At 35.5% G+C, this 22,789-nt stretch carries 23 protein-coding genes; 12 read left to right on the top strand and 11 right to left on the bottom strand.

Annotated features, from left to right (window positions below; genetic code table 11):
- Nucleotides 1-228: 228 nt before the first annotated feature.
- Nucleotides 229-357: a hypothetical protein gene (locus AAKU52_RS13710; RefSeq protein WP_354334448.1), complete on the top strand. Its 129-nt coding sequence runs from the start codon at nucleotides 229-231 to the stop codon at nucleotides 355-357.
- Here the strand turns inward: AAKU52_RS13710 and AAKU52_RS13705 are convergent.
- Both AAKU52_RS13705 and AAKU52_RS13700 read right to left on the bottom strand, forming a co-directional pair.
- Nucleotides 354-1,043: an MCP four helix bundle domain-containing protein gene (locus AAKU52_RS13705; RefSeq protein WP_354334446.1), complete on the bottom strand. Its 690-nt coding sequence runs from the start codon at nucleotides 1,041-1,043 to the stop codon at nucleotides 354-356. The genes AAKU52_RS13710 and AAKU52_RS13705 overlap by 4 nt on opposite strands.
- Nucleotides 1,040-2,494, bottom strand: coding sequence for an ATP-dependent DNA helicase (locus tag AAKU52_RS13700; RefSeq protein WP_354334444.1), 1,455 nt, complete (start codon nucleotides 2,492-2,494; stop codon nucleotides 1,040-1,042). The genes AAKU52_RS13705 and AAKU52_RS13700 overlap by 4 nt, the downstream gene beginning before the upstream one ends.
- 52 nt (nucleotides 2,495-2,546) lie before the next feature.
- Between AAKU52_RS13700 and AAKU52_RS13695 the strand changes: the two genes are divergently transcribed.
- The 3 genes from AAKU52_RS13695 to coaD are packed head-to-tail and all read left to right on the top strand — an operon-like array spanning nucleotide 2,547 to nucleotide 4,373.
- Nucleotides 2,547-3,374 (top strand): DUF3822 family protein, encoded by an 828-nt coding sequence (locus AAKU52_RS13695; RefSeq protein WP_354334442.1) that lies wholly within the window; start codon nucleotides 2,547-2,549, stop codon nucleotides 3,372-3,374.
- Complete coding sequence (locus tag AAKU52_RS13690; RefSeq protein ID WP_354334440.1) at nucleotides 3,365-3,910, top strand: RsmD family RNA methyltransferase; 546 nt, start codon at nucleotides 3,365-3,367, stop codon at nucleotides 3,908-3,910. The genes AAKU52_RS13695 and AAKU52_RS13690 overlap by 10 nt, the downstream gene beginning before the upstream one ends.
- 1 nt (nucleotide 3,911) lies before the next feature.
- Nucleotides 3,912-4,373 (top strand): pantetheine-phosphate adenylyltransferase, encoded by a 462-nt coding sequence (gene coaD, locus AAKU52_RS13685; RefSeq protein WP_354334437.1) that lies wholly within the window; start codon nucleotides 3,912-3,914, stop codon nucleotides 4,371-4,373.
- Between the two features lies 1 nt (nucleotide 4,374).
- Here the strand turns inward: coaD and AAKU52_RS13680 are convergent, their stop codons facing one another.
- Nucleotides 4,375-4,986 (bottom strand): NUDIX domain-containing protein, encoded by a 612-nt coding sequence (locus AAKU52_RS13680; RefSeq protein ID WP_354334435.1) that lies wholly within the window; start codon nucleotides 4,984-4,986, stop codon nucleotides 4,375-4,377.
- Between AAKU52_RS13680 and pyrE the strand changes: the two genes are divergently transcribed.
- Together pyrE and AAKU52_RS13670 are read left to right on the top strand one after the other, a co-directional pair.
- On the top strand, nucleotides 4,985-5,644 hold the full coding sequence (gene pyrE / locus AAKU52_RS13675) for an orotate phosphoribosyltransferase (RefSeq protein ID WP_354334433.1): 660 nt from the start codon (nucleotides 4,985-4,987) through the stop codon (nucleotides 5,642-5,644). The two genes, AAKU52_RS13680 and pyrE, sit on opposite strands and share 2 nt — an antisense overlap.
- 7 nt (nucleotides 5,645-5,651) lie before the next feature.
- Entirely contained in the window at nucleotides 5,652-6,050 is a 399-nt protein-coding gene (locus AAKU52_RS13670) for an SRPBCC family protein (protein ID WP_354334430.1), read from the top strand.
- Here the strand turns inward: AAKU52_RS13670 and AAKU52_RS13665 are convergent.
- On the bottom strand, nucleotides 6,042-6,179 hold the full coding sequence (locus AAKU52_RS13665; RefSeq protein ID WP_354334428.1) for a hypothetical protein: 138 nt from the start codon (nucleotides 6,177-6,179) through the stop codon (nucleotides 6,042-6,044). The genes AAKU52_RS13670 and AAKU52_RS13665 overlap by 9 nt on opposite strands.
- On the opposite strand from AAKU52_RS13665, the gene clpB reads away from it, so the two are divergent.
- The 3 genes from clpB to AAKU52_RS13650 all read left to right on the top strand — a co-directional run bounded on the left by clpB (nucleotide 6,169) and on the right by AAKU52_RS13650 (nucleotide 12,212).
- Entirely contained in the window at nucleotides 6,169-8,781 is a 2,613-nt protein-coding gene (clpB, locus tag AAKU52_RS13660; RefSeq protein ID WP_354334426.1) for an ATP-dependent chaperone ClpB, read from the top strand. The genes AAKU52_RS13665 and clpB overlap by 11 nt on opposite strands.
- 133 nt (nucleotides 8,782-8,914) lie before the next feature.
- Complete coding sequence (locus AAKU52_RS13655) at nucleotides 8,915-11,200, top strand: glycosyltransferase family 4 protein (RefSeq protein WP_354334424.1); 2,286 nt, start codon at nucleotides 8,915-8,917, stop codon at nucleotides 11,198-11,200.
- Between the two features lie 10 nt (nucleotides 11,201-11,210).
- Complete coding sequence (locus AAKU52_RS13650; RefSeq protein ID WP_354334421.1) at nucleotides 11,211-12,212, top strand: glycosyltransferase family 4 protein; 1,002 nt, start codon at nucleotides 11,211-11,213, stop codon at nucleotides 12,210-12,212.
- A 52-nt stretch (nucleotides 12,213-12,264) separates the two neighbouring features.
- Here the strand turns inward: AAKU52_RS13650 and AAKU52_RS13645 are convergent, their stop codons facing one another.
- A complete protein-coding gene (locus AAKU52_RS13645; RefSeq protein WP_354334419.1) occupies nucleotides 12,265-13,737 on the bottom strand; it encodes a glycoside hydrolase family 130 protein in 1,473 nt (490 codons plus the stop codon).
- 393 nt (nucleotides 13,738-14,130) lie between these two features.
- On the opposite strand from AAKU52_RS13645, the gene AAKU52_RS13640 reads away from it, so the two are divergent.
- Both AAKU52_RS13640 and AAKU52_RS13635 read left to right on the top strand, forming a co-directional pair.
- Nucleotides 14,131-14,736, top strand: a complete 606-nt coding sequence (locus AAKU52_RS13640) for an outer membrane beta-barrel protein (RefSeq protein ID WP_354334417.1) — start codon at nucleotides 14,131-14,133, stop codon at nucleotides 14,734-14,736.
- Nucleotides 14,737-14,949: 213 nt separating this feature from the next.
- Nucleotides 14,950-15,822 (top strand): polysaccharide deacetylase family protein, encoded by an 873-nt coding sequence (locus tag AAKU52_RS13635; RefSeq protein ID WP_354334415.1) that lies wholly within the window; start codon nucleotides 14,950-14,952, stop codon nucleotides 15,820-15,822.
- 36 nt (nucleotides 15,823-15,858) lie between these two features.
- Here AAKU52_RS13635 and AAKU52_RS13630 read toward each other — a convergent pair whose 3' ends face one another.
- The 5 genes from AAKU52_RS13630 to AAKU52_RS13610 all read right to left on the bottom strand — a co-directional run bounded on the left by AAKU52_RS13630 (nucleotide 15,859) and on the right by AAKU52_RS13610 (nucleotide 19,122).
- Nucleotides 15,859-16,311, bottom strand: coding sequence for a 3-oxoacyl-ACP synthase (locus AAKU52_RS13630; RefSeq protein WP_354334413.1), 453 nt, complete (start codon nucleotides 16,309-16,311; stop codon nucleotides 15,859-15,861).
- 31 nt (nucleotides 16,312-16,342) lie between these two features.
- Nucleotides 16,343-16,921, bottom strand: coding sequence for a nitroreductase family protein (locus AAKU52_RS13625; RefSeq protein ID WP_354334411.1), 579 nt, complete (start codon nucleotides 16,919-16,921; stop codon nucleotides 16,343-16,345).
- A gap of 125 nt (nucleotides 16,922-17,046) precedes the next feature.
- Nucleotides 17,047-17,967: a TIM barrel protein gene (locus AAKU52_RS13620; protein ID WP_354334408.1), complete on the bottom strand. Its 921-nt coding sequence runs from the start codon at nucleotides 17,965-17,967 to the stop codon at nucleotides 17,047-17,049.
- A gap of 163 nt (nucleotides 17,968-18,130) precedes the next feature.
- Nucleotides 18,131-18,712, bottom strand: coding sequence for a hypothetical protein (locus tag AAKU52_RS13615; RefSeq protein ID WP_354334406.1), 582 nt, complete (start codon nucleotides 18,710-18,712; stop codon nucleotides 18,131-18,133).
- A 95-nt stretch (nucleotides 18,713-18,807) separates the two neighbouring features.
- Nucleotides 18,808-19,122 carry a hypothetical protein gene (locus tag AAKU52_RS13610; protein ID WP_354334404.1) on the bottom strand — a complete coding sequence of 105 codons (315 nt, stop codon included), beginning with the start codon at nucleotides 19,120-19,122 and terminating at the stop codon, nucleotides 18,808-18,810.
- Nucleotides 19,123-19,242: 120 nt separating this feature from the next.
- On the opposite strand from AAKU52_RS13610, the gene AAKU52_RS13605 reads away from it, so the two are divergent.
- Nucleotides 19,243-20,865 (top strand): ABC-F family ATP-binding cassette domain-containing protein, encoded by a 1,623-nt coding sequence (locus tag AAKU52_RS13605; protein WP_354334402.1) that lies wholly within the window; start codon nucleotides 19,243-19,245, stop codon nucleotides 20,863-20,865.
- A gap of 68 nt (nucleotides 20,866-20,933) precedes the next feature.
- Here the strand turns inward: AAKU52_RS13605 and AAKU52_RS13600 are convergent, their stop codons facing one another.
- Nucleotides 20,934-22,211 carry an ATP-grasp domain-containing protein gene (locus tag AAKU52_RS13600; RefSeq protein WP_354334400.1) on the bottom strand — a complete coding sequence of 426 codons (1,278 nt, stop codon included), beginning with the start codon at nucleotides 22,209-22,211 and terminating at the stop codon, nucleotides 20,934-20,936.
- Nucleotides 22,212-22,789: the final 578 nt, after the last annotated feature.

Raw genomic sequence — 22,789 nt, 5'->3', positions numbered from 1 at the left:
AAGTGACTTTGATCATTTTTTGGTCAATAAATTTCCTATAAATTTGTTTTATTATTCTTAATCGGTGGATGTCGATACTCAAAAGAAGGGGTTTTACTGGGAAGTTCAACCCCTTTTTTATGCTCGTTAATTATCCAAAATTCATTGAAAATCTCTTCGAACAAAATTTTCAGCTTGATAATTTTAAACTTTATGCAATTTTATCTACCTTGATCGAAAATTTAAATCATGAATACAATCTGCACATTAATGACCGATACTGAAATTACTTTAAGCTTAGGAGCTGTTTGCCTAGTTATTGCGCTCGTTACCATTTACCGTACCGCTGTATCTAACAGAAAGCCAGAAAAGCATTAATTCAAATTAAATTTATCAGTAGGGATTTTAACTACATTAGAAGCAAATACAATGGACACAATAAGTATTCCGATAATTATTGCCAATGCTATTTGTAAGCTGGAGTAGATTTTAGAGCCGGAAACTGCAAATTCAGAATTCCTGATCAACTCCTGTCCTACTTCAGTTTGAATTTTTGTCAGTTCAGCCAATTTTTTGGTAGTAGTGGAAAAAGAGGCTTTCCCTTGGTTCTCAAATAGTTGCCTGGCCGCAACTATGGAATGCCGATCGCTACTCAGCAAAATTTTGCTTTCTATTTTCTTAGTATCGATTAACAGTAATTTAAGTTCGTTTAATTGCTCCCTTTCCTGTTTAATTAGAAAAGTCTGTTCATATTTATGAACCAACGAGTCAATGACGCTGTTTTGTCTGGCCAATTTATTCTTTAAAAAACTATGGTCAATTGAAATGGAATCAGCATTATATAAAGCTTCTTCTAATAGGTAACGCTTTCCATAGACATTTTGTGCTAAATAAAATAAATCCGTTGCAGGAATAAGTCTATCATTATACATTGAAATAAAAGCATTATTCATGTCTTTAATACTTTTATCTTCCAAAACCCGGATCAGTATAGAACAACCCATAATACAGAAAAGCATCACGGCAATGGTCGTCTTGTTTTTAATAGAATAGGCAAACTTCATATTTCTTCCATTGGACTTGTAAATAAATTTTGTGCAAAATTCACTAAAAATAATTCTTTCTTAGCTCTGGTCACTGCAGTATATAACCATCGTAAAAAATCAAGGTCTATCATTTCTTCTGTTAAATAACCCTGATCAACAAAAACGGCATCCCATTGCCCGCCTTGAGCTTTGTGACAAGTAACGGCGTATGCAAATTTTATTTGAAGTGCATTATAATAAGGATCTTCCTTAATTGCAAGTAAACGCTCCCTTTTATTCTTAATGTGTTCATAATCTAAACTCAAACCTTCATAAAGTTTTTTATTTTGTTCATAAGAAAGGTTGGGTGTTTCAGCCTGCAGGGTATCTAACATCACCTTACAGGTAATATTACCCGCTTCAGGATAATCTAAAAACTCTAATTGTACCTCACTAAACCGAAAACCATAACGTTCTTCTTCATTTCTAACCCTTGTAATTCTGGCCATATCGCCATTGGCAATAAATGAAGTAGCTTCACTATCTGGTAACCAGAAATAATTATTTCGGACTACCATAATCTGGTCACCTCCTGTTAACTCCTCCTCCCTATAAAGCAGCCTAGCCCTTATTTGCTGGTTATATACATTTGCCGATTTATTAGAACGACAAACCACCAGGCAGTTTTCGATATCGAATTTTCTATAGGCATATTCCAACCCTTCTACCAACTTAATACCGGTCATTCTGAAAATATCTTTATATCCGGCGGTTATAAACGCAGGAAGATTTATTTTATGCAGACCACTATTTTCTTTATTTACGGCTGTATTATCGTTAATTAATTGCCGTAACATTGTGGCATTAACTAATATACCAGATTTTTTTTCTTGACGTACTACTTCTTTCAACTCTACTTCTACAACTTTCAAATGGAATTGAGCAGACAGGTATTCTTTATTTAAAGCAGGACTATCTAAACTACCCACGGGTGGAAGTTGTGCCGTATCGCCCACAAACAATACTGCGCAGTTCTTTTGGTTATAAACAAATTCCATCAGATCCTTTAAAAAAGAAGATCCATTCTGTGTATTCCACTCATCAGCAATCATAGATGCCTCATCTATAATAAACAGGGTGTTTTCTGCCAGATTGGGCGCAAGCTGAAAAGCTAATTCTGTAGATACAGCTATACGTTTCCTGTAAATCTTTTTATGTATCGTTAATGCTTTCCTACCAGTATAGCTGCTCATTACTTTCGCTGCACGACCTGTAGGTGCCAATAACAAAGACCTTAATTTAAAACCCGGCAATGCTTTTACCAATGCAGCAACCGAAGTTGTTTTTCCAGTTCCAGCATAACCTCTTAATATAAAACACTTTCCATCAAGTTCACCCTGTAAAAAATGGGCCATCTCCCTGCAAAATTCCAACTGTTCTGCTGTTGGTGCAAAAGGATAAGATTGGGCTATCATCGTTGCTTTATCCATTTTACAAATATGCAATGGTGTGGTTATAGAAAAAAGAATTAATTTTGCTAAGATGAATATGAAGAACAGCATCCTGCTCCTTGATCCGGAATTCGATCCTATTATGGCACCTCATTGTAATTTGCTATTGAAAATTACAAACGATAGTTTTTCGTATGCCATTATTAATCAAGACAGTAAAAACCTTGAAGCCATTTATGACGAGCAGGACTGCAGGAACGTGGCAAATAAGTTAAAATCTAAAATAAAAAATGATCCTTACCTCAATTACCCTTATAAAACGGTTAAAATAGCGGTATCTACTAGCAATTGTATCACTGTTCCTAACGAATTGTATAATGCTAAAGACTTAAATGCTTATACTAACTTCTTCTCAGGCGACATTTCTAAGACGCTGCATATCAAAAATAATGCTGCTTTTGATTTTACTTCTATTTTTAATTTAAAACAAAGCTTAGAGAATGAGCTTGATAACCATTTCAAAATAACCAGCAAACATGAACAGAGTATGCCGGTATTAATACTGGCTGAAGCAATTGAAAATGGACTATTGTTTGAATTTACTTCGCTTTCTTTTACTGTTATACAAATCACCAACAACAAACTTATTTTTAAAAACAACTTTGAAATAGAAAATGGCAATGAATTTAATTATTACCTTTTACTGCTCATAAAACAACTTCAAATAGATTTTAAACAAACACCTGTGTTTTTAAGCGGAATAATTAATGAGAATGATCAAAATTATAATATCCTTCAGAAATATTTTGAACAATTACAATTCAGCCTGCCTCAAAATAAGGAAATTGATTGTTCCATTTTAGAGGATATGCCAGCTTATTATTATGGTAGTTTATTAGCCATCGACCTATGCGTATAATTGGAGGAAAGCTTAAAGGTATTCGTTTAAATGCCCCAGAAAATTTACCAGTAAGACCAACAACAGACATGGCTAAAGAGGCCTTGTTCAACATATTGTTCAATGCTTATGATTTCGACAACTGTGCAGTTCTTGATCTTTTCTGCGGTACAGGAAATATAAGTATTGAATTTGCTTCGAGGGGTGTTTCCGCCATAACAGCAGTCGACAAACATTCTGGCTGCATTTATTGGGTTAAATCTGTAATTCAAAAATACGATTTACAAGGCATCGATTTACAGAAAGCTGATGTTTTTAAGTTTTTGGAACAACATGAAAAATCTTACCAGATCATATTTGCAGATCCACCCTACGATATGCCTACTATTCCTTTGATTCCTCAATTGGTATTGCAGCATAATTTATTAACAGACAATGGCGTCCTGATTGTAGAGCACCCCACAAATTTAAGGTTAGAGTCTCAACCTGGCTATAAACAAACCAGGAAATATGGAAACTCTTCATTTAGTTTTTTTGAAAAACCAAACACCATTTAACATGAGAACAGCGCTATTCCCTGGTTCATTTGATCCCATTACCATTGCTCACGTTGATATATTAAAACGTGCCCTCCCCTTATTCGATAAAATAATAGTTGGGATTGGCTTGAATAGCTCTAAGCAAAGTTATCTCTCGGCCGAAAAGCGTCAGGAGATTGTTAGCGCCTGTTTTTCCAACTTCAACAATGTTGAAGTAAAACTCTATGAAGGACTTACAATTGATTTTTGCAAGAAACTCAACGTTCAATATATGATAAGAGGAATCCGGTCGGTTAGTGATTTTGAATATGAACGTGCCATATCCCAAATCAACCAAACCATGATGCCCGAAGTGGAAACCATCTTTATTTTAAGTAAACCAGAATATTCTGCTATCAGTTCTACTATTGTTCGCGATATTCTACGTAACCACGGCGATATCAGTCAATTTTTACCTTCAGAAGCCCTGGCATTATTATAGGCTACCTGATTTTTCCTGCAACTAGAACGTCTAAAATCAATAGATAGGTGTTTTTAAGTAGTGGTTCCAAGTCGTTTTTTCCGAACCAGCCAGCTTTAGTTATTCCCTCTTCCTTTTGAGGGATCAACTTTGGCTTCCCCTTAACGGTCATTTCATACCAATTGGTCTTCTTTAAAACAATTATATTTCCCAATTGATAAATATGGAATGTTTTACACAGCTTCTCACCGTTGCTTAAAATAGTAACACCGCACTCTTCTTCAACTTCCCGTACTGCTGCCTCCTTCATCTTTTCTCCCTTTTCTACTTTTCCTTTTGGCAAATCCCATTTTTTATTTCTGAAAATAAATAGATAATCATCATTTGCATTTCGTACCAAACCTCCTGCAGCCTTAATCAAAAGACAATTTTGCTTAATCATTTTAAATGCTGCTTTTGGGTTCTCAGTAAGTAAAACATATTGTTTTTTCGCCCCCTTATCTAAATTTTTATAAAATGTTGGAAAATCAAATGATTGTAAATCAAGTTGTTTCATTTCTTTGTTTTGTACAGGTAGGGTATCTGTTAAAAACAAAGTGTTCTCATTAATATATATTCTGTATTTTTGATCCATGTATAATAAAAGTGAAATTGAATTAAAGGTAGCTGAATTTCTGTTACAAATTAAAGCAATAAAGTTACAACCTAATAATCCATTTACTTGGGCTTCGGGTTGGAAATCTCCAATTTATTGCGATAATAGAATTACACTGTCACATCCTTCAGTTAGAACATACATCAGACAGAAGCTTACGCAATTGGTTCAGGAAGAGTTTGGCTCTGTAGATCTAATTGCTGGAGTTGCTACTGCTGGTATACCTCAGGGTGTACTGGTAGCACAAGAGCTGGGTTTACCATTTGCCTACGTGAGGGCCAAAGCGAAAGATCATGGAACTGGCAGTTTAATAGAAGGCGAAATTGTGGAAGGACAACGCGTTGTTGTTATTGAAGACTTAATTTCTACTGGAAAAAGCAGCTTACAGGCTATTGAAGCATTGAAAAACGCAGGTCTATCCGTAGCTGGACTAGTATCTATTTTTACTTATGGATTTGACCAGGCTGATGAGGCTTTTAAACAAGCAAAATGCAGGTATTCCAGCTTATCAAATTACAATACGCTAATACAATATGCAGCAGAACATAGTTTTATTGGCCAAAATGATGTAGAATTATTAGCCAACTGGCGTAAAGACCCTGCTGCATGGGGAAAAGGACTAGAACAACTAACTTAAAATATAAATGACTGTTATTGAAAGCGCTACCGAAATAAATTTGCCGGTAGAAAAGGTGTATACATTTCTTGCTGATCTAAATAATCACCAGCAATTGATGCCAGAAAATATCTATAACTGGTCTTCTACAGAAGATGAAGCTAGTTTTACCATACAAAATATGGCTAAACTTGCAATTAAAATCTCAAACCGCATTCCTAATCAGGAATTAATTGCTTTACCTACCGAAAAACCTCCTTTTGATCTTGAATTAAAATGGACTGTTGCACCTAGTGATAACGGTGGTACTATTGCTACACACATCATTTCTGCGGATTTAAACATGATGATGAAAATGCTGGCCGCAGGTCCTTTGAAAAAACTTGCTGACCATCAAACAGAGAAATTAAAAGAAGTTTTAAAATAATCGCTTTGCTCCCGGACTTGTTCCGGGATCTTTCTTCCTTACCCCTACATTACCTGCATTCTTCCCTTGCCATTTTGTCGCATCTACTCCATGGCATTTATTTTGTGCAAGGTTTAGTATGAACTTCAACAACTTCACTATAAAAGCCCAGGAAGCAGTTCAACAAGCTTCCGATATAGCCTTAGGCAACCAGCAACAGGCTATTGAGACAGCACACTTACTTAAAGGTTTGCTTAATGTTGATGAAAATGTAGTTTCTTATGTACTAAAGAAACTAAATGTAAACATAAATGTGCTTAACCAGCAACTGGATGCCAATATTGCAAAATTCCCTAAGGTGAGTGGCAGTAATGTTTATTTATCTTCAAATTCTAATAGTGCACTGCAAAAAGCCCAGTCTTACCTTAAAGAATTTAAAGATGAGTTTGTTTCTGTAGAACACCTGCTACTGGGAATTCTAGCAGCAAATGATGATACATCAAAGCTATTAAAAGATCAGGGCGTAAATGAAAAAGACTTAAAAAAAGCGGTAGTATCACTGCGCGGAGATAACAGAGTAACTGATCAAAATGCGGAAGCAACCTACAACGCACTAAATAAATATGCAAGGAATTTAAATGAATATGCCGAATCTGGCAAACTCGATCCTGTAATTGGTCGTGATGAGGAAATTAGACGTGTTATCCAGATACTTTCTAGAAGAACTAAAAATAACCCTATCCTTATTGGAGAACCTGGAGTTGGTAAAACTGCTATCGCTGAAGGTATAGCCTTCCGTATTATTAAAGGTGACGTACCTGAAAACTTAAAAACTAAAACGGTATACTCCCTGGATATGGGCTCTTTGATTGCAGGGGCTAAATATAAAGGAGAATTTGAAGAGCGTTTAAAAGCGGTAGTCAAAGAAGTAACCCAAAGTGATGGTGACATTGTTTTATTTATTGATGAAATACATACCCTTGTTGGTGCCGGCGGTGGCGAAGGGGCCATGGATGCTGCAAATATTTTAAAGCCTGCTTTGGCCAGAGGTGAACTCAGAGCTATCGGTGCAACTACTTTAGATGAATACCAAAAGTATTTAGAGAAGGACAAAGCATTAGAACGTCGCTTCCAAAAAGTAATGGTTAATGAACCAGATACCCAAGATGCTATTTCTATTCTGCGTGGCTTAAAAGAACGTTATGAAACTCACCATAAAGTAAGAATTAAAGATGAAGCCATTATTGCTGCTGTAGAGTTATCACAACGGTATATTTCTGATCGTTTTTTACCCGATAAAGCCATTGATTTAATGGATGAGGCTGCTTCAAAATTACGCATGGAAATGGATAGTGTTCCTGAAAATGTAGATGAGCTGAATCGTAAAATCATGCAGCTTGAAATTGAAAGGGAAGCCATAAAAAGGGAAAATGACGACCGTAAAGTTCTAAGTCTGGGAGAAGAAATAGCTAATCTTTCGGCAGAAAGGGATCAGCTAAAAGCAAAATGGCAAAGCGAAAAGGATGTTGTTGATGGCATAAATAATTACCTGGAACAGATCGAAAACTACAAACTGGAGGCTGACCAGGCGGAGCGGGCAGGCGACTATGGCAAGGTTGCTGAGATTCGTTATGGTAAAATAAAAGAAGCACAAGATAAAGTTGAAAAGCTGAATGTTGAACTGGAAAGTCAGCAGCTGGAAGGCCGCATGCTTAAAGAGGAAGTTACCGCTGAAGATATTGCTGGTGTGGTAGCGCGTTGGACAGGCATTCCGGTTACTAAATTAATTTCTAGTGAAAGGGAAAAATTGCTTCACATGGAAAATGAATTACATAAACGAGTTGCGGGGCAAGAGGAAGCTATAGAAGCGATTTCAGATGCCATACGCCGGTCCCGTGCAGGTTTACAGGATAAACGTAAACCTATTGGGTCATTTATCTTCTTAGGTACTACGGGTGTGGGTAAAACAGAATTAGCAAAAGCCTTAGCCGAGTTCTTATTTAATGATGAGAATGCACTTACCCGTATTGACATGAGTGAATATCAGGAACGGCATTCCGTTTCCAGGTTAATTGGTGCGCCTCCTGGCTATGTAGGTTACGAAGAGGGTGGCCAACTTACTGAAGCAGTTCGCCGAAAACCTTATTCTGTAGTGCTACTCGATGAAATTGAAAAAGCACATCCTGATGTGTTTAACATCTTACTACAGGTATTAGATGATGGTCGCTTAACGGATAACAAAGGTAGAGTGGTTAATTTCAAAAACACCATTATCATCATGACTTCCAATATTGGTTCTCACCTGATCATGGAAAACTTCAAAAACCTAGATGAAGAAAATCGTGATGAGGTTATTGCTAAAACTAAAAATGAATTGTTTGACCTTTTGAAACAAACCATAAGACCGGAATTTTTAAACCGCATTGATGAGCTGATCATGTTTACGCCTTTAAACCGTACTGAAATAAGGGATATTGTGGAACTTCAATTCAAACAAGTACAGAAAACCCTTGCAGAGATGGGCATTGAAATAGACGCATCAGTTGAAGCTATGGATTGGCTGGCTGAGTTGGGTTATGATCCTCAATTTGGTGCCAGACCACTGAAACGAGTAATACAAAAACGCATATTAAATGAACTTTCAAAAGAGATTTTGGCTGGAAAAGTAGATAAAGACAGCAAAATAAAATTAGATATGTTTGAACATAATTTTGTTTTCCTCAACAACCAACCAGAAACGGTAAAACAATAACCTCTCTTTTACCTGGGCAGACTATATTTAGTCTGCCTTTTTTTGTCATAAAACTAAATATTTGACATCCAGCAATTTATCAGTCGAACATTTTAATTGTTTAATTGTTTTAAGTGTATACTTATGTTAAATTATGAAATTAGCTTATATATCTTCATATCCACCTCGCGAATGTGGAATAGCCACGTTCAATTTTAATTTATTGAATGCCATTGGTTGTGATAAAAAAATAGTGTCTAATGAAAGTTTTGTGGTTGCAATGAACGACTCAGATCGCCTTGATACCTATCATTACCCTAAGGAAGTGAAATTCATTATCAGACAAGATAACCAAAAAGACTACATTAGAGGTGCCGATTACATCAATACCAGTTTATCGGATGTATGTATACTGGAGCATGAATTCGGAATTTATGGTGGCGACAATGGTGTTTATGTGCTGCCACTGATTGCCAGATTACAGAAACCTTTAATTACTATCTTACATACCATATTAAAAGATCCAAACTTTATGCAGCTCACCATAGTGAGGGAAATTGCAAGATATTCTGCTAAAATTGTGGTAATGAGTAACCGTGCAGTAGGGTTTTTAACTAGCATTTATGATATCCCCCTAAATAAAATTCAATTAATTGAGCATGGGGCTCCTGATTTGGAACCTAAAAAAAATAATCCAGTAAAACTCTCTAAACCGTTTAACAACAAAAAAGTACTATTTACTTTTGGACTAATAAGCAGAAATAAAGGCCTTGAAACTGTAATTCAAGCCCTACCCAAAATTGTGCAAAAACACCCTAATGTAATGTATGTAATATTGGGTACCACCCACCCTGGTGTTATTCGTAATTCAGGAGAGGAATATCGTGACAGCCTGAAAAAGTTAGCGAGGAAATTAAAGGTCGAGAATAACATCGTTTTCATTAATAAGTTCGTTTCTGAAAATGAACTTTATGATTACCTTACCGCTTGCGATTTATACATTACTCCTTATCTCAACGAAGCACAAATTACCAGCGGTACCTTATCTTATGCCATAGGTGCAGGTGCCGCAATTATTTCAACTCCTTATTGGCACGCCCAGGAGTTGCTTGCAGATAACAGAGGTAAATTATTTGACTTTAGAAATCAGGACGCTTTGGCAAATATTGTAAATGATCTTTTTGATGACCAGAAAAATTATGCCCTGCTTAAAAATAATGCTTTTCAATATGGATTACACCTTCGATGGCCAAATATTGGAAAAGTATTTATTCAGACCTTGAAAAAGGCTATAGTTGAGTCTAACTTGGCCAAAGAGGAGACTAAACCTATCATTGATCCTGATCTGATGCCTGCTTTCAGTCTGGCTCATATACAGCGTTTAACTGATGACACAGGTATTGTTCAACATGCAAAATATGGTATTCCAAATTTAAAGGAAGGCTATTGTCTGGATGATAATGCCAGGGCTTTGATTGCCGTTATTCTGGCTTACCAACAAAACAAGAGTAAAGTTGCTTTGCAATTACTGCCAGTATACCTGAGTTACATTCAATATATGCAGTGTGATGACGGTAACTTCAGGAATTTCCTCAGCTTCAGAAGGGAATACCTTGATGAGGTAGGGTCGGAAGATTCATTTGGAAGAACCATCTGGTCCTTAGGCTACTTGATTAATAATGCACCCAATAATTCCTATAGGGAATTTGCCAAAGAGTTATTTAGTAAATCCATTCCTCATTTCAATAAACTACACCACCTTAGAGGTATCGCCAACACCATAATTGGTTTAGGTCATTACTTAAAAGCCCAACCTTATGATGAGGCTATGATAGATGAAATGAATAAGCTGTCTGTTCCATTGATTGCCGCCTATAAAAAAAACAAAGAGGAAAACTGGTATTGGTTTGAAGAGAAACTGACTTACGATAATGCCATTTTGCCATTGGCACTGCTTTCTCATTATGAAATCACACATCATCAGGAATCTTTAGATATTGCCTTAGAAAGCCTGAATTTTTTAACAGTACTTACATTGGACAAAGGTTATTTAAGTCCGATTGGAAATGATGGCTGGTTGTACAGGACCGCAGAAATGGCAATTTACGACCAACAGGCCATTGAAACCATGGCCATGGTGTTGATGTATTTTAAAAGCTATCAAATAACGCATGACTTGAAGTATATTAAACAGATGTACTTAAGTTATCAATGGTTTCTTGGAGAAAACAGCTTAAGATTACCCCTTTACGACCATGAAACCAAAGGTTGTGGAGATGGTTTGCAACCTCATGGAGTAAACCGAAATCAAGGAGCAGAAAGTACCCTGGCTTATTGGATCTCACATTTAGTAGTCCTAAAAGCACTTGAATTTGAATATGAATTTATTCAAAACAACGAGATCTTTGATACCCAAACCATTACTTTACCTAACATTTAATTAATACTTGATGAAGATTGCTATTTTAGCACCAGTGGCATGGAGAACACCTCCGCGCCATTATGGACCGTGGGAACAGATGGCGTCAAACCTTACCGAAGGACTTGTTAAAGCAGGATTTGATGTTACCTTGTTTGCCACTGCTGATTCACTTACAAAGGCGCATTTGGATTATGTTGTTGATAAAGGATATGAAGAAGATCCAACGCAGGACTATAAAGTTATGGAATGCCTACACATTAGTAATTTAATGGAAAAGGCTCATTCATTTGATCTTATTCACAATCATTTTGATTTCCTTCCACTCAGTTATTCAAAATTGATTAACACGCCCATAATTACCACGATTCATGGTTTTTCTTCAGAGAAAATTGTGAAAGTATATGAGCGTTTCAACAATAACAGTCATTACGTTGCTATTAGTAATGCCAACAGGCACCCAAGGCTCAATTATTTGGGTACGGTTTACAATGGTTTAGACATTGCTGATTTTACTTTTAATGAACGACCAGAAGATTATCTCCTGTTTTTTGGCAGGATACATCCAGATAAGGGTACAGCAGAAGCCATTCAGATTGCTAAAAAAAGCAACAGACGACTAAAAATTGCAGGGATTATACAAGATGAAGCTTATTTTAAAAAAGAAGTGGAGCCACATTTAAATGAGGACATTACTTTTTTAGGATCCTTAGGACCAGAGAAAAGAAATGAATTGTTAGGAAAGGCCTATGCATTGCTACACCCTATCAATTTTGAAGAGCCTTTTGGCTTAAGTGTAGCAGAGGCCATGCTTTGTGGAACCCCGGTAATTGCCTTTAACAAAGGCTCCATGCCGGAATTAATTAAAGATAATGAAACGGGTTTTTTAGTTGCAAATGTGGTTCAAGCCGCAACTATGGTTGACCAGGTCAAAACAATTAGCCGTGCAAATTGTCGTAGCTGGGCAATTGAGAATTTCTCTACTGAGAAAATGGTAGCGGATTACATAATGCTTTATCATAAAATAATATAAACATTAGCACCACCATTATAAACACAAATAGCTATCAATATAGTCTTTAATATCAACTTACCGTTTCAGATTCTTTTAGCTTAGCTAACAACAACGCTAAGTTTACCGTTACAAATGAAGAGCAATAATCTGATAAGCCATAAGGGATTACTAGTTCACCATTGTGAATGATAGAACCACAGGAGTATAAAACATTTGGCACATAACCTTCCCGTTCATCCTTATTGGGGATAACCAAAGGTTCACGCAAACGACCAATTTCAACAGAAGGGTCTTCTAATTTAAGTAAACTAACGCTAAGGCTATACCTCCGCATCGGACCAACACCGTGAGTAATTACTAACCAACCTTGATCAGTTTCTATAGGCGAACCACAGTTACCAATTTGAACATATTCCCAAGGAAATTCTGGCTCCTGTAATTTAATAGGATTATCCCAAACAGAAAGCTTATCTGAATACATTAGATAATTATTACAGCCATCAATACGGGATAACATCGCGTATTTACCATTCACTTTTCTTGGAAACAACGCCAGGTTTTTATTCTGTGCGCCAACACCATGTAGCGGACTCACTTTAAAATCATAAAAGTCTGTCGTTTCCAAAAGCTTAGGCATAATCATTGACCCATCAAAAGCGGTATAGGTTGCATAATATATAATACTGCCGTCCTCATTTACAAAGCGCACAAAACGGGCATCCTCTATTCCTTTACGCTCAAACTCAGAAATAGGAAAAATAACCCGGTCAGAAATATCTGTATCCCTTGAAAAACTTATTTCATGATAAGCGTCAGATAACCAAAGCACCTTATCATACTCTAATTTTTTAAGTTCATCTTCCTGCAAACTTTTAGAATCAATGATAATTCTTCTTAATAAAGCATAATCAAATTTATCGTTTAATTTATTTCCAACCTCATCTAAAACTTCAATATCAATTTTTGAATCTACCGCTTTTTTCAGAAAAAGGCTCTTGGTATATACTTCATTTCGAATAACCTCAGCTTCATCTATATAATTTCCTGCAGCAGATATTGTGATGTTATTTTCCCTGTCTAATAATGCCCTTCTAAAAACCACTGAGGAGATATGACCTTCACCAACAGCTCTAAAACTAATAATAACTCGTTTCTCGCCCTCCACCAAATCAGTTTGATCTGGATCTTCGACAATAGAGGGATTAAAAAACGCCGCTGACTCTATAGAATATTCATGCGTAAAATAAGAACCTATTAACAAACGCTGGTATTTATCTAAAACTTCATAATCGATGCCAATGCTATCAATAGCGTACTTAACCTTTTTACAATGACGCGCTAAAATTTTAGTAATGTTACGATGCCGTTTTGAATATTCTTGCAGCAATGGAGAGATAAGCCCAAATACTTCTTCTTTGGATAATTTAAGCACCATTTTTATAACCTGTTGGGCACGCTCTTCTCCATTAAAAAAAAATCTCGCAATTACACGTTTAGGATCAGGGTATACTTTAACAGGTTTACGGGTTATTTGTAATCTCATAAGTTAGTAACGTTTAAAAGGCTATCCTATTTTTATTAAAAAAACTAATATAGTTATTAGAAAGCCAGATTTCATTTTTTTTTACCAAATACTATACAACAAAAGCACTGCCAAAAAACACCATTAAAAAACTGACAATATTACAAATAAAGTCAAAATGACTACAAAAAAAACAATAAGCACAGCTATTGATATGTTTCTAATTGTCACCCTAAAATAATAAACCAATTCTGTTATTTAATTATTCTCCTAACTATTAACACTTTACAAAAAACCGCTATAAGAAGCAATGAAGGCTAAATTCCTTTGGCACAGGTATTGACTATATAACAATAATGGTCAGAAAAATTAAATCAAAAAAATGGCCTGTTTATAAATTTAAAACACAAAAAGATGAAAAAGTTATTATTATCAATGGTTGCTGTTGCTACGTTTGCTTTCACTACACAAGCACAAACTGAAAAAGGAAACACAATGCTTGGTGGAAATGTAGGATTTAACTCTTCGAAAACTGATGGTGCTGCTAAAGCTGATGTTAATTTCAGAATTGTTCCTACGGTAGGTTATTTCGTAAGCGATAATTTTGCGATCGGTACTGGAATTGGTTACAATTACTATAAAAAAGTGAGCACTAATAATTTAAATCAAGCGCTTGAAGTATCACCTTTTGGCCGTTACTATCTTGATTTATCAGATCAATTTAAGTTTTTCGGTCAGTTATCTGTACCAATGGCATTTGGAAACAACAAATTGGTTGACAATGAAGGAAATGTTGCAGACGATAAATATGCATCGACAACCAGGATCGGTGTAAATTTTGCACCAGGTTTTGCTTTCTTCCCAACTAAAAGAATAGGAATAGAGCTATCAGTTAACGGATTAGATTACAACAACTATACTGTTAAAAATGAACTTACCGGCAATAAAGTTGAAACAAATTCATTTGGTTTAGATGCCAACACTTTCGCCCCTAAATTGGGAGTAATGTTCCACTTCTAACTGAAGCAAACAATTTTTAAACAAGAAAAAGTCCTGGAATATACGCCAAGACTTTTTTTTTGTAAAAAATTAATCTTTTACAATTTGGATTCCAATTTGTTATTCAAAATACAGAAAGTAAAACACATCACTTATTGATAATAATTTCTGAAACTCATTTCCACCATTGTGAAAAATAAGATACCTTTATCCTATTGCATCAAATCAATTCAAATGAAATACTTTTTGTTACAAATTACCGCTGCAGCTATGCTATTAGTCGCCGGATGCCAATCTAAATCTCAAACCGCTGATCATGACAGCAGTAATTTAGAAACCACTTCCACAAAAGACACGGTTAAAGCGGAAGTTCAGACAACCTTTGATATCGACAAAATTAAAGTTGCAAGTGCAAAAACAATTTTAGCGCGTAAGCAAGTCCCAGTATTGTGTTATCATCAAATTCGCGACTGGAAAGCTTCAGACTCAAAAGCTTCAAAAGATTACATCATTCCAATAGCGACCTTTAAGGAGCACATGAAAATGCTTGCCGACAGTGGTTACCACACCATATTACCAGATCAATATTATGACTACCTGAACAATGGCACTACACTTCCGAGTAAACCTATTATGATTACTTTTGATGATACAGAACATAATCAGCATAAAATTGCCGCACCAGAGATGAAGAAATATGGTTTTAAAGCCGTATTCTTTATCATGACTGTATCCATCGGCCGTCCTAATTACATGACAAGATCTCAGATAAAGGAATTATCAGATAACGGAAATATCATCGGTTCCCATACTTGGGACCACCATAATGTAAAAAAATACCAAGGTAAAGATTGGGAACTGCAGATCGAGAAACCAACGAAAACCTTAGAAGAAATAACAGGCAAAAAAATTACTGATTTTGCCTATCCTTTCGGGTTGTGGAATCCAGAAGCTATTCCTGAACTTAAAAAGCGCGGCATGAAGTCAGCTTATATTTTAGCAACCAAGCGCGACGAAAACGATCCTCTATACACTATCAGAAGAATAATTGCCAGTGGTTACTGGAGTTCCAGAACTTTAAACAATAGCATAAAAAACAGTTTTTAAACTAGAAAGGGATGTAAGATTTGAAATCTCACATCCCTAAAACACCTCTAGAATACGGTATTCCTTTTGATTAAAACTTACACCTTCATTGACGTGTTTACCCAACAACAATTGGCCTATAGGTGAAAGTGAAGAAATAGCAAAATAAGTTTTGCCCTCAACATTTAATTGTCCGGCACTGATGCCGATATAAAATACACCCTTAGAGGTAACAACCAAACTACCACCCTTTATTCTATCAGAATCAGGTAAATCTTTAATAGCCTCCAGCACCTGCAGGTTTTGCTTAGCATCCATCAACAAGCGTTTATTCCTGGAAATATCTTGTTGCATCATTTCTCTGGTTGTTTCAAATTTATCACCCGCACTACTTTTAGTATCATCGTTACTGGCTTCTCGAGCCTGTTCTAAAGCGGTCTCAGCAGTTTCAATTCTTTGCTCAATAAATTGCCGACAAAGTTGATACAACTGCTTTTTAATATTGTTCATTAATAGCTCTATTTTTTACCGTAAAAAAATTTTAATCCTCTATCCATTTCACTTTGGAGGCAATGGGAGTTCTATTAGCAGGCCTTGGCTCCTCCTTATGGTAGCCCAGATAAAACAGGCCAAAACACTTCTCATTGTTCGACAATTCTAAAAAATCATTTAAACCAGAAATCAGTTCAGGCGAGCTCCAATAAGCACCAACACTCAAAGCTTCAGCTGTTAAAGCCATATTTTGAACGGCACAAGCCAGCGCAGCAATTTCCTCCCATTCAGGAACTTTATCAGGGTTTAATTGTGCATTAAGAACAATAACACAACTCGCCCTATCAATTTTATCGGTGATACTGTCGTGTTTCTTTTGTAAAAATAAAGCCGCTGGTGTGCTTACTTTATATATGCGTGCCAATTCCATGCCTAACCTTTTCTTTCCTGCAGATCTAAAAACCATAAACCTCCAAGGTTCAGTTAATTTATGCGTAGGGGCATAATTTGCATTTTCAAGCAGCTGCCTGATCACTTCATCAGGAACCACCTCATCAGTATAACTTATCGGGAAGATACTTCTCCTTCTTTTAATAATCTCAGTAATGGTATCGAACACTTCTGCCATATTCATTTATTGGTTAGCTCAAAAAAAACAAAGTTAACTTTTAAGGTTACAATCAGCCGAAGAATTTCAATGAAGCTTAGGAAAAAAAGGAGAATTACCTACCAGATGATGTCATGTAATATTAATTAAGAATACTGTTTTTTTATTCTTTCCAATAAGATCTTTGTCTTTTTTATTCCTTCCTCTTCAGACCATTTACTACCTTCATATTCAATACCTACTATACCACTCCATTTTGCAGCTTTTATAATTTTAAACATACGGTCATAATCTATAGTATTTTCATTACCCTGTTCATCAAAGTCAAAAGTTTTAGCACTAATACCTTTGGCATATGGCAGCAAATCTTGTACTCCCTGGTATTTATCATATTCCCGATCTGCACTTATTTTAAAATTACCAAAATCTGGAAGCGTTCCACAATTAGAAAGATTCACTTGTTTCATTACCGATGACAACCATTTTCCATCCGAAGAATAACTACCATGGTTTTCAACTATTATATTTATTTGATGTTGTTTACCAAATTCAGCAAGTTTACCTAAACCATCAACTGCAGCACTTTTAACATCTTCTTCACTGCCATTTCCAGCAGCATTTACCCGAATAGTTTTACAACCTAACGTCTTCGCTGCTGCAACCCATTTATAATGATTTTCGACAGCCTTTAGACGGTTTTTTTCGTCTAAGTCGCCTAGATTACCTTCCCCATCAATCATGATCAGATGATTTTGAATCCCCTCATTTTTAGTCATGTTTAATAACTCTTTTAGGTAGGCCGGATCAGTCTCTTTATTATTAAAAAACCGACTCACGTATTCGACAATATTGATCCCAAAATCATTTTTGGCCTTCAAAGGAAACTCCATATTTGTCATTTTCCCGGCAAAGAGCGCTTTATGAAAAGACCATTCTGCGAGGGAGATGTTAAAAAACTCCTTTTTTTCAAAGGCAGCTACGTCAAAAGGGATTAATGAAGAAAGCCCTGCCGCTGCAGTTAACAGGCCTAAGTCTTTAATAAAATTTCTACGGTTTGTTGATTTCATGGTTTAAGAGTTCAGATAGCTATTTGGTTTATATGTTCTAAAGTAATAAAAAACTACAGAAGTATTCTTTTATATTTTTTATTTGTGTAACTATTTCCATAAAAAAAGCGCAAAAGAAGACAGCTGCCTAAGCAAATCTTTTTTGCGCATTTTTCAAGAGAAACTACCTCACATCACCCATCACTTTTCTTGCTGTACTTTTACCAGGAAGATAAATTTGCAAACCAAATGACAAATTCAGGTTGTTTTGGTAATTAGTACTGCCAAAACCAGCTAAACCATTATACTTAATCAAAGCCTCTAAACCTATAGTATTAGTAACGAAATAAACAAAACCTGGTCCTGCACTAAAATTAATACCGTTTGTTGAACCACCACCATCACTCACATTTTGACCACCAAAACCAGCAGTAGCTTCACCGAAAAGACGACCATGTTTTAAAACCTCAACATCAGACCCAGTGTAATACCTGCCTAAAGCACCGAAACCATAATTGGTAATGGTTGAAGAATTTTTAGCAGTCTGAATGCCGAAATCTAAATATCCCCCCAGGGCAATATTATCCTGAATAAACCAGCCTGCCTTTGGGGTAATATTAGCACTAAAAACATTTGGCCTGTCTAAACCGATATTAACATTTGCCAGGTTAGCACCAATTAATACATTGCCGCGTTGAATCTGTGCACTTGAAGAAAGCCCTAAGGCTACAAATACACTTAACAGGTAAAAAGTTGAATTTTTCATAACATGTAGTTTATTTATCGTATAATAAATCAGAACACTTGACATAAAAAATTGTTTATCAGTTTTTTACCCTAAAATAAATACAATTTAGAAGCTTAAAAATCAATTATTTGATGAGAGCAGGCAACAGTCTTCAAAACATTAATTTCTGGAATAACTGCCAAGCCGCTGGCATCTCTTTTCTGTTGGAATAATATAAATGAAGGAACTTTAAGCAATTGCTGTTGTATATTCTCATTCTCATAATGAGAAAAATGAATAAAGGTTATGCCATCAGGCTGTAAATAAACATTATAACGAAAATTATTTTGCTTCAACCTCTTAAAATCAGCCATAAAAACATCAATATTATTCTGATTTTCTTTAACAAACTCCAGCTTTACAGTGTAAGTTACTTTTACGATGATCATAATGCCTAATTAAATTTTTTAGTTGATAATATACAGACAATACCCTTGTCCTTTGAGATAGCAGCAATATAAGGAATTTGTAAATTATGCCTACCTTTGCCTCTTATTTTTTAAGCATTTATGATTTCAGTATCTAATTTATCACTGCGTTACGGAAAACGGACTTTATTTGAAGATGTTAACCTTAAATTTACCCATGGCAACTGTTACGGTGTAATTGGGGCTAACGGAGCAGGTAAATCAACTTTCCTAAAAATACTTTCGGGCGATGTAAACCAAACCTCTGGCAACGTAGCTTTTACCCCAGGCGAAAGAATGGCGGTTTTAAATCAAAATCACTATGAGTTTGATGAATTTTCTGTTATCGAAACTGTAATGATGGGTCATAGAGATTTATATGACATCATGAAAGAAAAAGATGCTATTTATGCCAAAGAAGACTTTACCGACAAAGACGGAGAACGTGCAGGGGAACTAGAAAACAGATTTGCCGAAATGGATGGTTGGAACATGGAAAGCAATGCAGCTACCATGCTGAGCAACCTGGGTATTAAAGAAGAACAACATTACAAACAACTTAAAGAAATTGATGGTAACCAAAAAGTACGTGTATTATTGGCACAAGCTTTATTTGGTAATCCTGACATACTGCTTTTAGATGAGCCTACTAACGATTTAGATATTGACACCATTGCCTGGCTAGAAAACTTCCTTGCAGATTATCAAAATATAGTATTGGTTGTTTCTCACGATAGGCACTTTTTGGATGCCGTTTGTACGCATATCGTTGATATTGACTACAGTAAAATGAATATTTACTCGGGTAATTATACCTTCTGGTATGAGTCAAGTCAGCTTGCCTTGAAACAACGCAACGATCAAAATAAAAAACTAGAAGAGAAGGTTAAAGAGCTACAGGAATTTATCCAAAGGTTTAGTGCCAATGCCTCAAAATCAAAACAAGCAACCTCGCGTAAAAAAGCTTTAGATAAAATTGATTTAACAGAAATTAAGCCTTCAAGTCGTAAATACCCTGCCATTTTATTTAATAATTTAGGCAGAGAAGCTGGCGATCAAATTCTACAGGTAGAAAATTTATCCAAAACTGCCAATGGAGAAGTATTGTTTAAGAATGTTAACTTCATGCTTAATAAAGGCGATAAAATAGCCGTAATTTCACAAAATAGTCTGGCTACCACCGCTTTTTATAATGTTTTAACGGAACGTGATAAAGATTATACAGGGACTTTCACTTTTGGTGTGACCATTAACATGGCCGATATACCAAATGACAATACGGCCTACTTCACTGGCAAAGACATGAACCTTGTTGATTGGTTGAGAGAATATTCTGACACCGATAAAGATGAGCAATTTGTAAGAAGTTTCCTTGGCCGTATGCTTTTCTCGGGTGAAGAGGTTTTAAAAAATTGCAAGGTATTATCTGGGGGAGAAAAAATGAGGTGTATGTTTTCACAAATGATGCTGAAACATCCAAACCTTTTATTGTTTGATGAGCCAACAAATCACCTGGATCTGGAATCTATTACTGCTTTAAATAACGGTTTGAAAGATTTTAAAGGTACAGCCTTATTTACCTCCCGAGACCATGCCTTAACAGAATCCGTGGCTACAAGAGTAATAGAACTTACACCAAAAGGCAGCATTGATAGAATGATGACTTATGATGATTATATTAACAGCGAAGAAATTGATGCTTTACGTGCCGAAATGTACAAGTAAACAATAAACATCAATTTATATTTTCAGAAAGGGTGCCCTCACATAATTCGAGGCACCTTTTTTTTGCATTAAGACTTCCAGCATAACAAAGATTCAACAGCATCTAACGCAAATGAGGGTATGCGCAATCCCTCCAAAACAGCCTTTCTTTCTTCAAAAGAATCATCAATAAAAATTGAATTGCTATTTTTAATATAATCAACCTTCTTTGCTGATTGATGTATTTGAATTATTTCATCAAACAAGAAATTGCTTATAGCGAATTTGTTTAATGTCTCCTGAATGTTATAAATATGCTTAGTTATTAATACGATTTTTTTATCGTAATTCCTGGCCTGGTACAAAAACATAAGTAATGTAGTATTGATATTATTGTTTACAATAATTGTATCATCAAAATCAACGTAAACATATTCATAATCAATGTCTATTGTATACCTGGCAAATAAGGCACGGTCAATTTCAATCGCAAAATTATTTTGCACCACAGAAACATCAAAGCCCATTCGGTCAAATAAGCTCAGTAGAATAAAGTTTACCCCGCTAGCCCTAAACAAAGCCATCGTTCCAGCTATGCGCGGCGAAATCTCCATCAGCACCAATTCTCCATCAGCACGCTCTTTAACTTGAAAAAACCATACCCCGCGAAAAGCAAGGGTATGGTTAATAATTTGAGCGAGTTTTTGAAATTGTTCGTTTATAATTCGTTTGGAATTAACACTGATTCCATTGGAGATCCGGTTTCTAATCCTTCCTTCGGAAAACAATAATTTACCCTCTTTATTTGTAAAACAATCTATAGTATACTCTTTACCAGGCAAGTATTCTAATGCAAGTAAGGATTCCTCATTAATTAAATAAAAATCAACTTCTTCTTTTGAATGAGCTGTAAAAGTGCCTTTTGACCCCTGACCGCTATCGGGCTTTAAAAAAACTGGAAAGCTCATTACCTCAGTAGTTTGATATACATAAGGCGTAGGAATCAATTTTTCAAACAATTGATAGGTTTTACCTTTTGAACGACATAAGTTGCATGTATCAGCAATAGAGGTTACCACCTCAGCCTTTATTTTATTTTGATGAGCTGCCATTATTAAATTTGCAGAATCATGTGCTGGAACGACAAAATCAATCTGGTGATCCAAAATAATTTCATTCAGATCATCAATAAAATTATCGCCTTCCATACATAAAAATTTCTCGATATAATTTTTATAAACATACTTTCCATGATCGTCAACACTATTTACGCCGTAAATATTAAAGTGGGCAGAGTTAGCAAGTGCCCTATTCACCTCCAATCCTATTTCAGAACCACATGGAAAAACCAAAACATTTCTCTTCATTTAACACAAAATTTTATTAAAATAAAAATAATAAAAATAAATTTAAGAAAAGTATACACAAATGTTAAAATCAACACCTTTAAAGTTAAAAAATAAAAAAATAAAAAATAAAAATAAAAATATTTAAACATCAATCTTTTGACCATTAATATTTAATTAATACAACTAAAAAGCGGCTTTATTAGTTGCTGCTTTGAATTTTTTTTTAGAGAAACACAACTATACTTGCTGAAAAGCATAGAGAAAATCAGCAGCCATTTCCGTATGGCATAGCTTAATATTCATAAAACTTTGCTAGAGCATTGGCAGGTCCTTTGCAGGTCAATTAGACCTACCAATGACCTACCAACGACCTACAAAGGACCTACCAACGACCTAGCAAACCCATCGATTCATAAATTTTCCACAAAAAAAAAGCAGCTGTAAAACGAGGGCACTGAAAAAGTCCTGTTTAAAAAAAGCGCTTAAAAGAAGGAGTAGGAATTGTAACTACTCAGGTACTTTAAAAGATTTGACTGTTTTCAGCCCTTGTAATCGTTGTTAGTTTAGGGGCAGTTTCAAAATTCAAATAAAATGGC

The sequence above is a fragment of the Pedobacter sp. CG_S7 genome (genome assembly GCF_040544395.1).
In the GTDB taxonomy this organism is placed as follows: Bacteria; Bacteroidota; Bacteroidia; order Sphingobacteriales; family Sphingobacteriaceae; genus Pedobacter.
This window is presented reverse-complemented; position numbering and strand designations above follow the sequence as displayed.

Coding starts and splice junctions, on each gene's coding strand:
- AAKU52_RS13645 (WP_354334419.1), bottom strand. CDS start 13,737: ATGAGATTACAAATAACCCGTAAACCTGTTAAAGTATACCCTGATCCT.
- AAKU52_RS13695 (WP_354334442.1), top strand. CDS start 2,547: ATGAATATGAAGAACAGCATCCTGCTCCTTGATCCGGAATTCGATCCT.
- coaD (WP_354334437.1), top strand. CDS start 3,912: ATGAGAACAGCGCTATTCCCTGGTTCATTTGATCCCATTACCATTGCT.
- clpB (WP_354334426.1), top strand. CDS start 6,169: ATGAACTTCAACAACTTCACTATAAAAGCCCAGGAAGCAGTTCAACAA.
- AAKU52_RS13690 (WP_354334440.1), top strand. CDS start 3,365: ATGCGTATAATTGGAGGAAAGCTTAAAGGTATTCGTTTAAATGCCCCA.
- AAKU52_RS13700 (WP_354334444.1), bottom strand. CDS start 2,494: ATGGATAAAGCAACGATGATAGCCCAATCTTATCCTTTTGCACCAACA.
- AAKU52_RS13680 (WP_354334435.1), bottom strand. CDS start 4,986: ATGGATCAAAAATACAGAATATATATTAATGAGAACACTTTGTTTTTA.
- AAKU52_RS13655 (WP_354334424.1), top strand. CDS start 8,915: ATGAAATTAGCTTATATATCTTCATATCCACCTCGCGAATGTGGAATA.
- AAKU52_RS13640 (WP_354334417.1), top strand. CDS start 14,131: ATGAAAAAGTTATTATTATCAATGGTTGCTGTTGCTACGTTTGCTTTC.
- AAKU52_RS13630 (WP_354334413.1), bottom strand. CDS start 16,311: ATGAACAATATTAAAAAGCAGTTGTATCAACTTTGTCGGCAATTTATT.
- AAKU52_RS13670 (WP_354334430.1), top strand. CDS start 5,652: ATGACTGTTATTGAAAGCGCTACCGAAATAAATTTGCCGGTAGAAAAG.
- AAKU52_RS13705 (WP_354334446.1), bottom strand. CDS start 1,043: ATGAAGTTTGCCTATTCTATTAAAAACAAGACGACCATTGCCGTGATG.
- AAKU52_RS13710 (WP_354334448.1), top strand. CDS start 229: ATGAATACAATCTGCACATTAATGACCGATACTGAAATTACTTTAAGC.
- AAKU52_RS13600 (WP_354334400.1), bottom strand. CDS start 22,211: ATGAAGAGAAATGTTTTGGTTTTTCCATGTGGTTCTGAAATAGGATTG.
- AAKU52_RS13615 (WP_354334406.1), bottom strand. CDS start 18,712: ATGAAAAATTCAACTTTTTACCTGTTAAGTGTATTTGTAGCCTTAGGG.
- AAKU52_RS13650 (WP_354334421.1), top strand. CDS start 11,211: ATGAAGATTGCTATTTTAGCACCAGTGGCATGGAGAACACCTCCGCGC.
- AAKU52_RS13605 (WP_354334402.1), top strand. CDS start 19,243: ATGATTTCAGTATCTAATTTATCACTGCGTTACGGAAAACGGACTTTA.
- AAKU52_RS13620 (WP_354334408.1), bottom strand. CDS start 17,967: ATGAAATCAACAAACCGTAGAAATTTTATTAAAGACTTAGGCCTGTTA.
- AAKU52_RS13610 (WP_354334404.1), bottom strand. CDS start 19,122: ATGATCATCGTAAAAGTAACTTACACTGTAAAGCTGGAGTTTGTTAAA.
- pyrE (WP_354334433.1), top strand. CDS start 4,985: ATGTATAATAAAAGTGAAATTGAATTAAAGGTAGCTGAATTTCTGTTA.
- AAKU52_RS13635 (WP_354334415.1), top strand. CDS start 14,950: ATGAAATACTTTTTGTTACAAATTACCGCTGCAGCTATGCTATTAGTC.
- AAKU52_RS13625 (WP_354334411.1), bottom strand. CDS start 16,921: ATGGCAGAAGTGTTCGATACCATTACTGAGATTATTAAAAGAAGGAGA.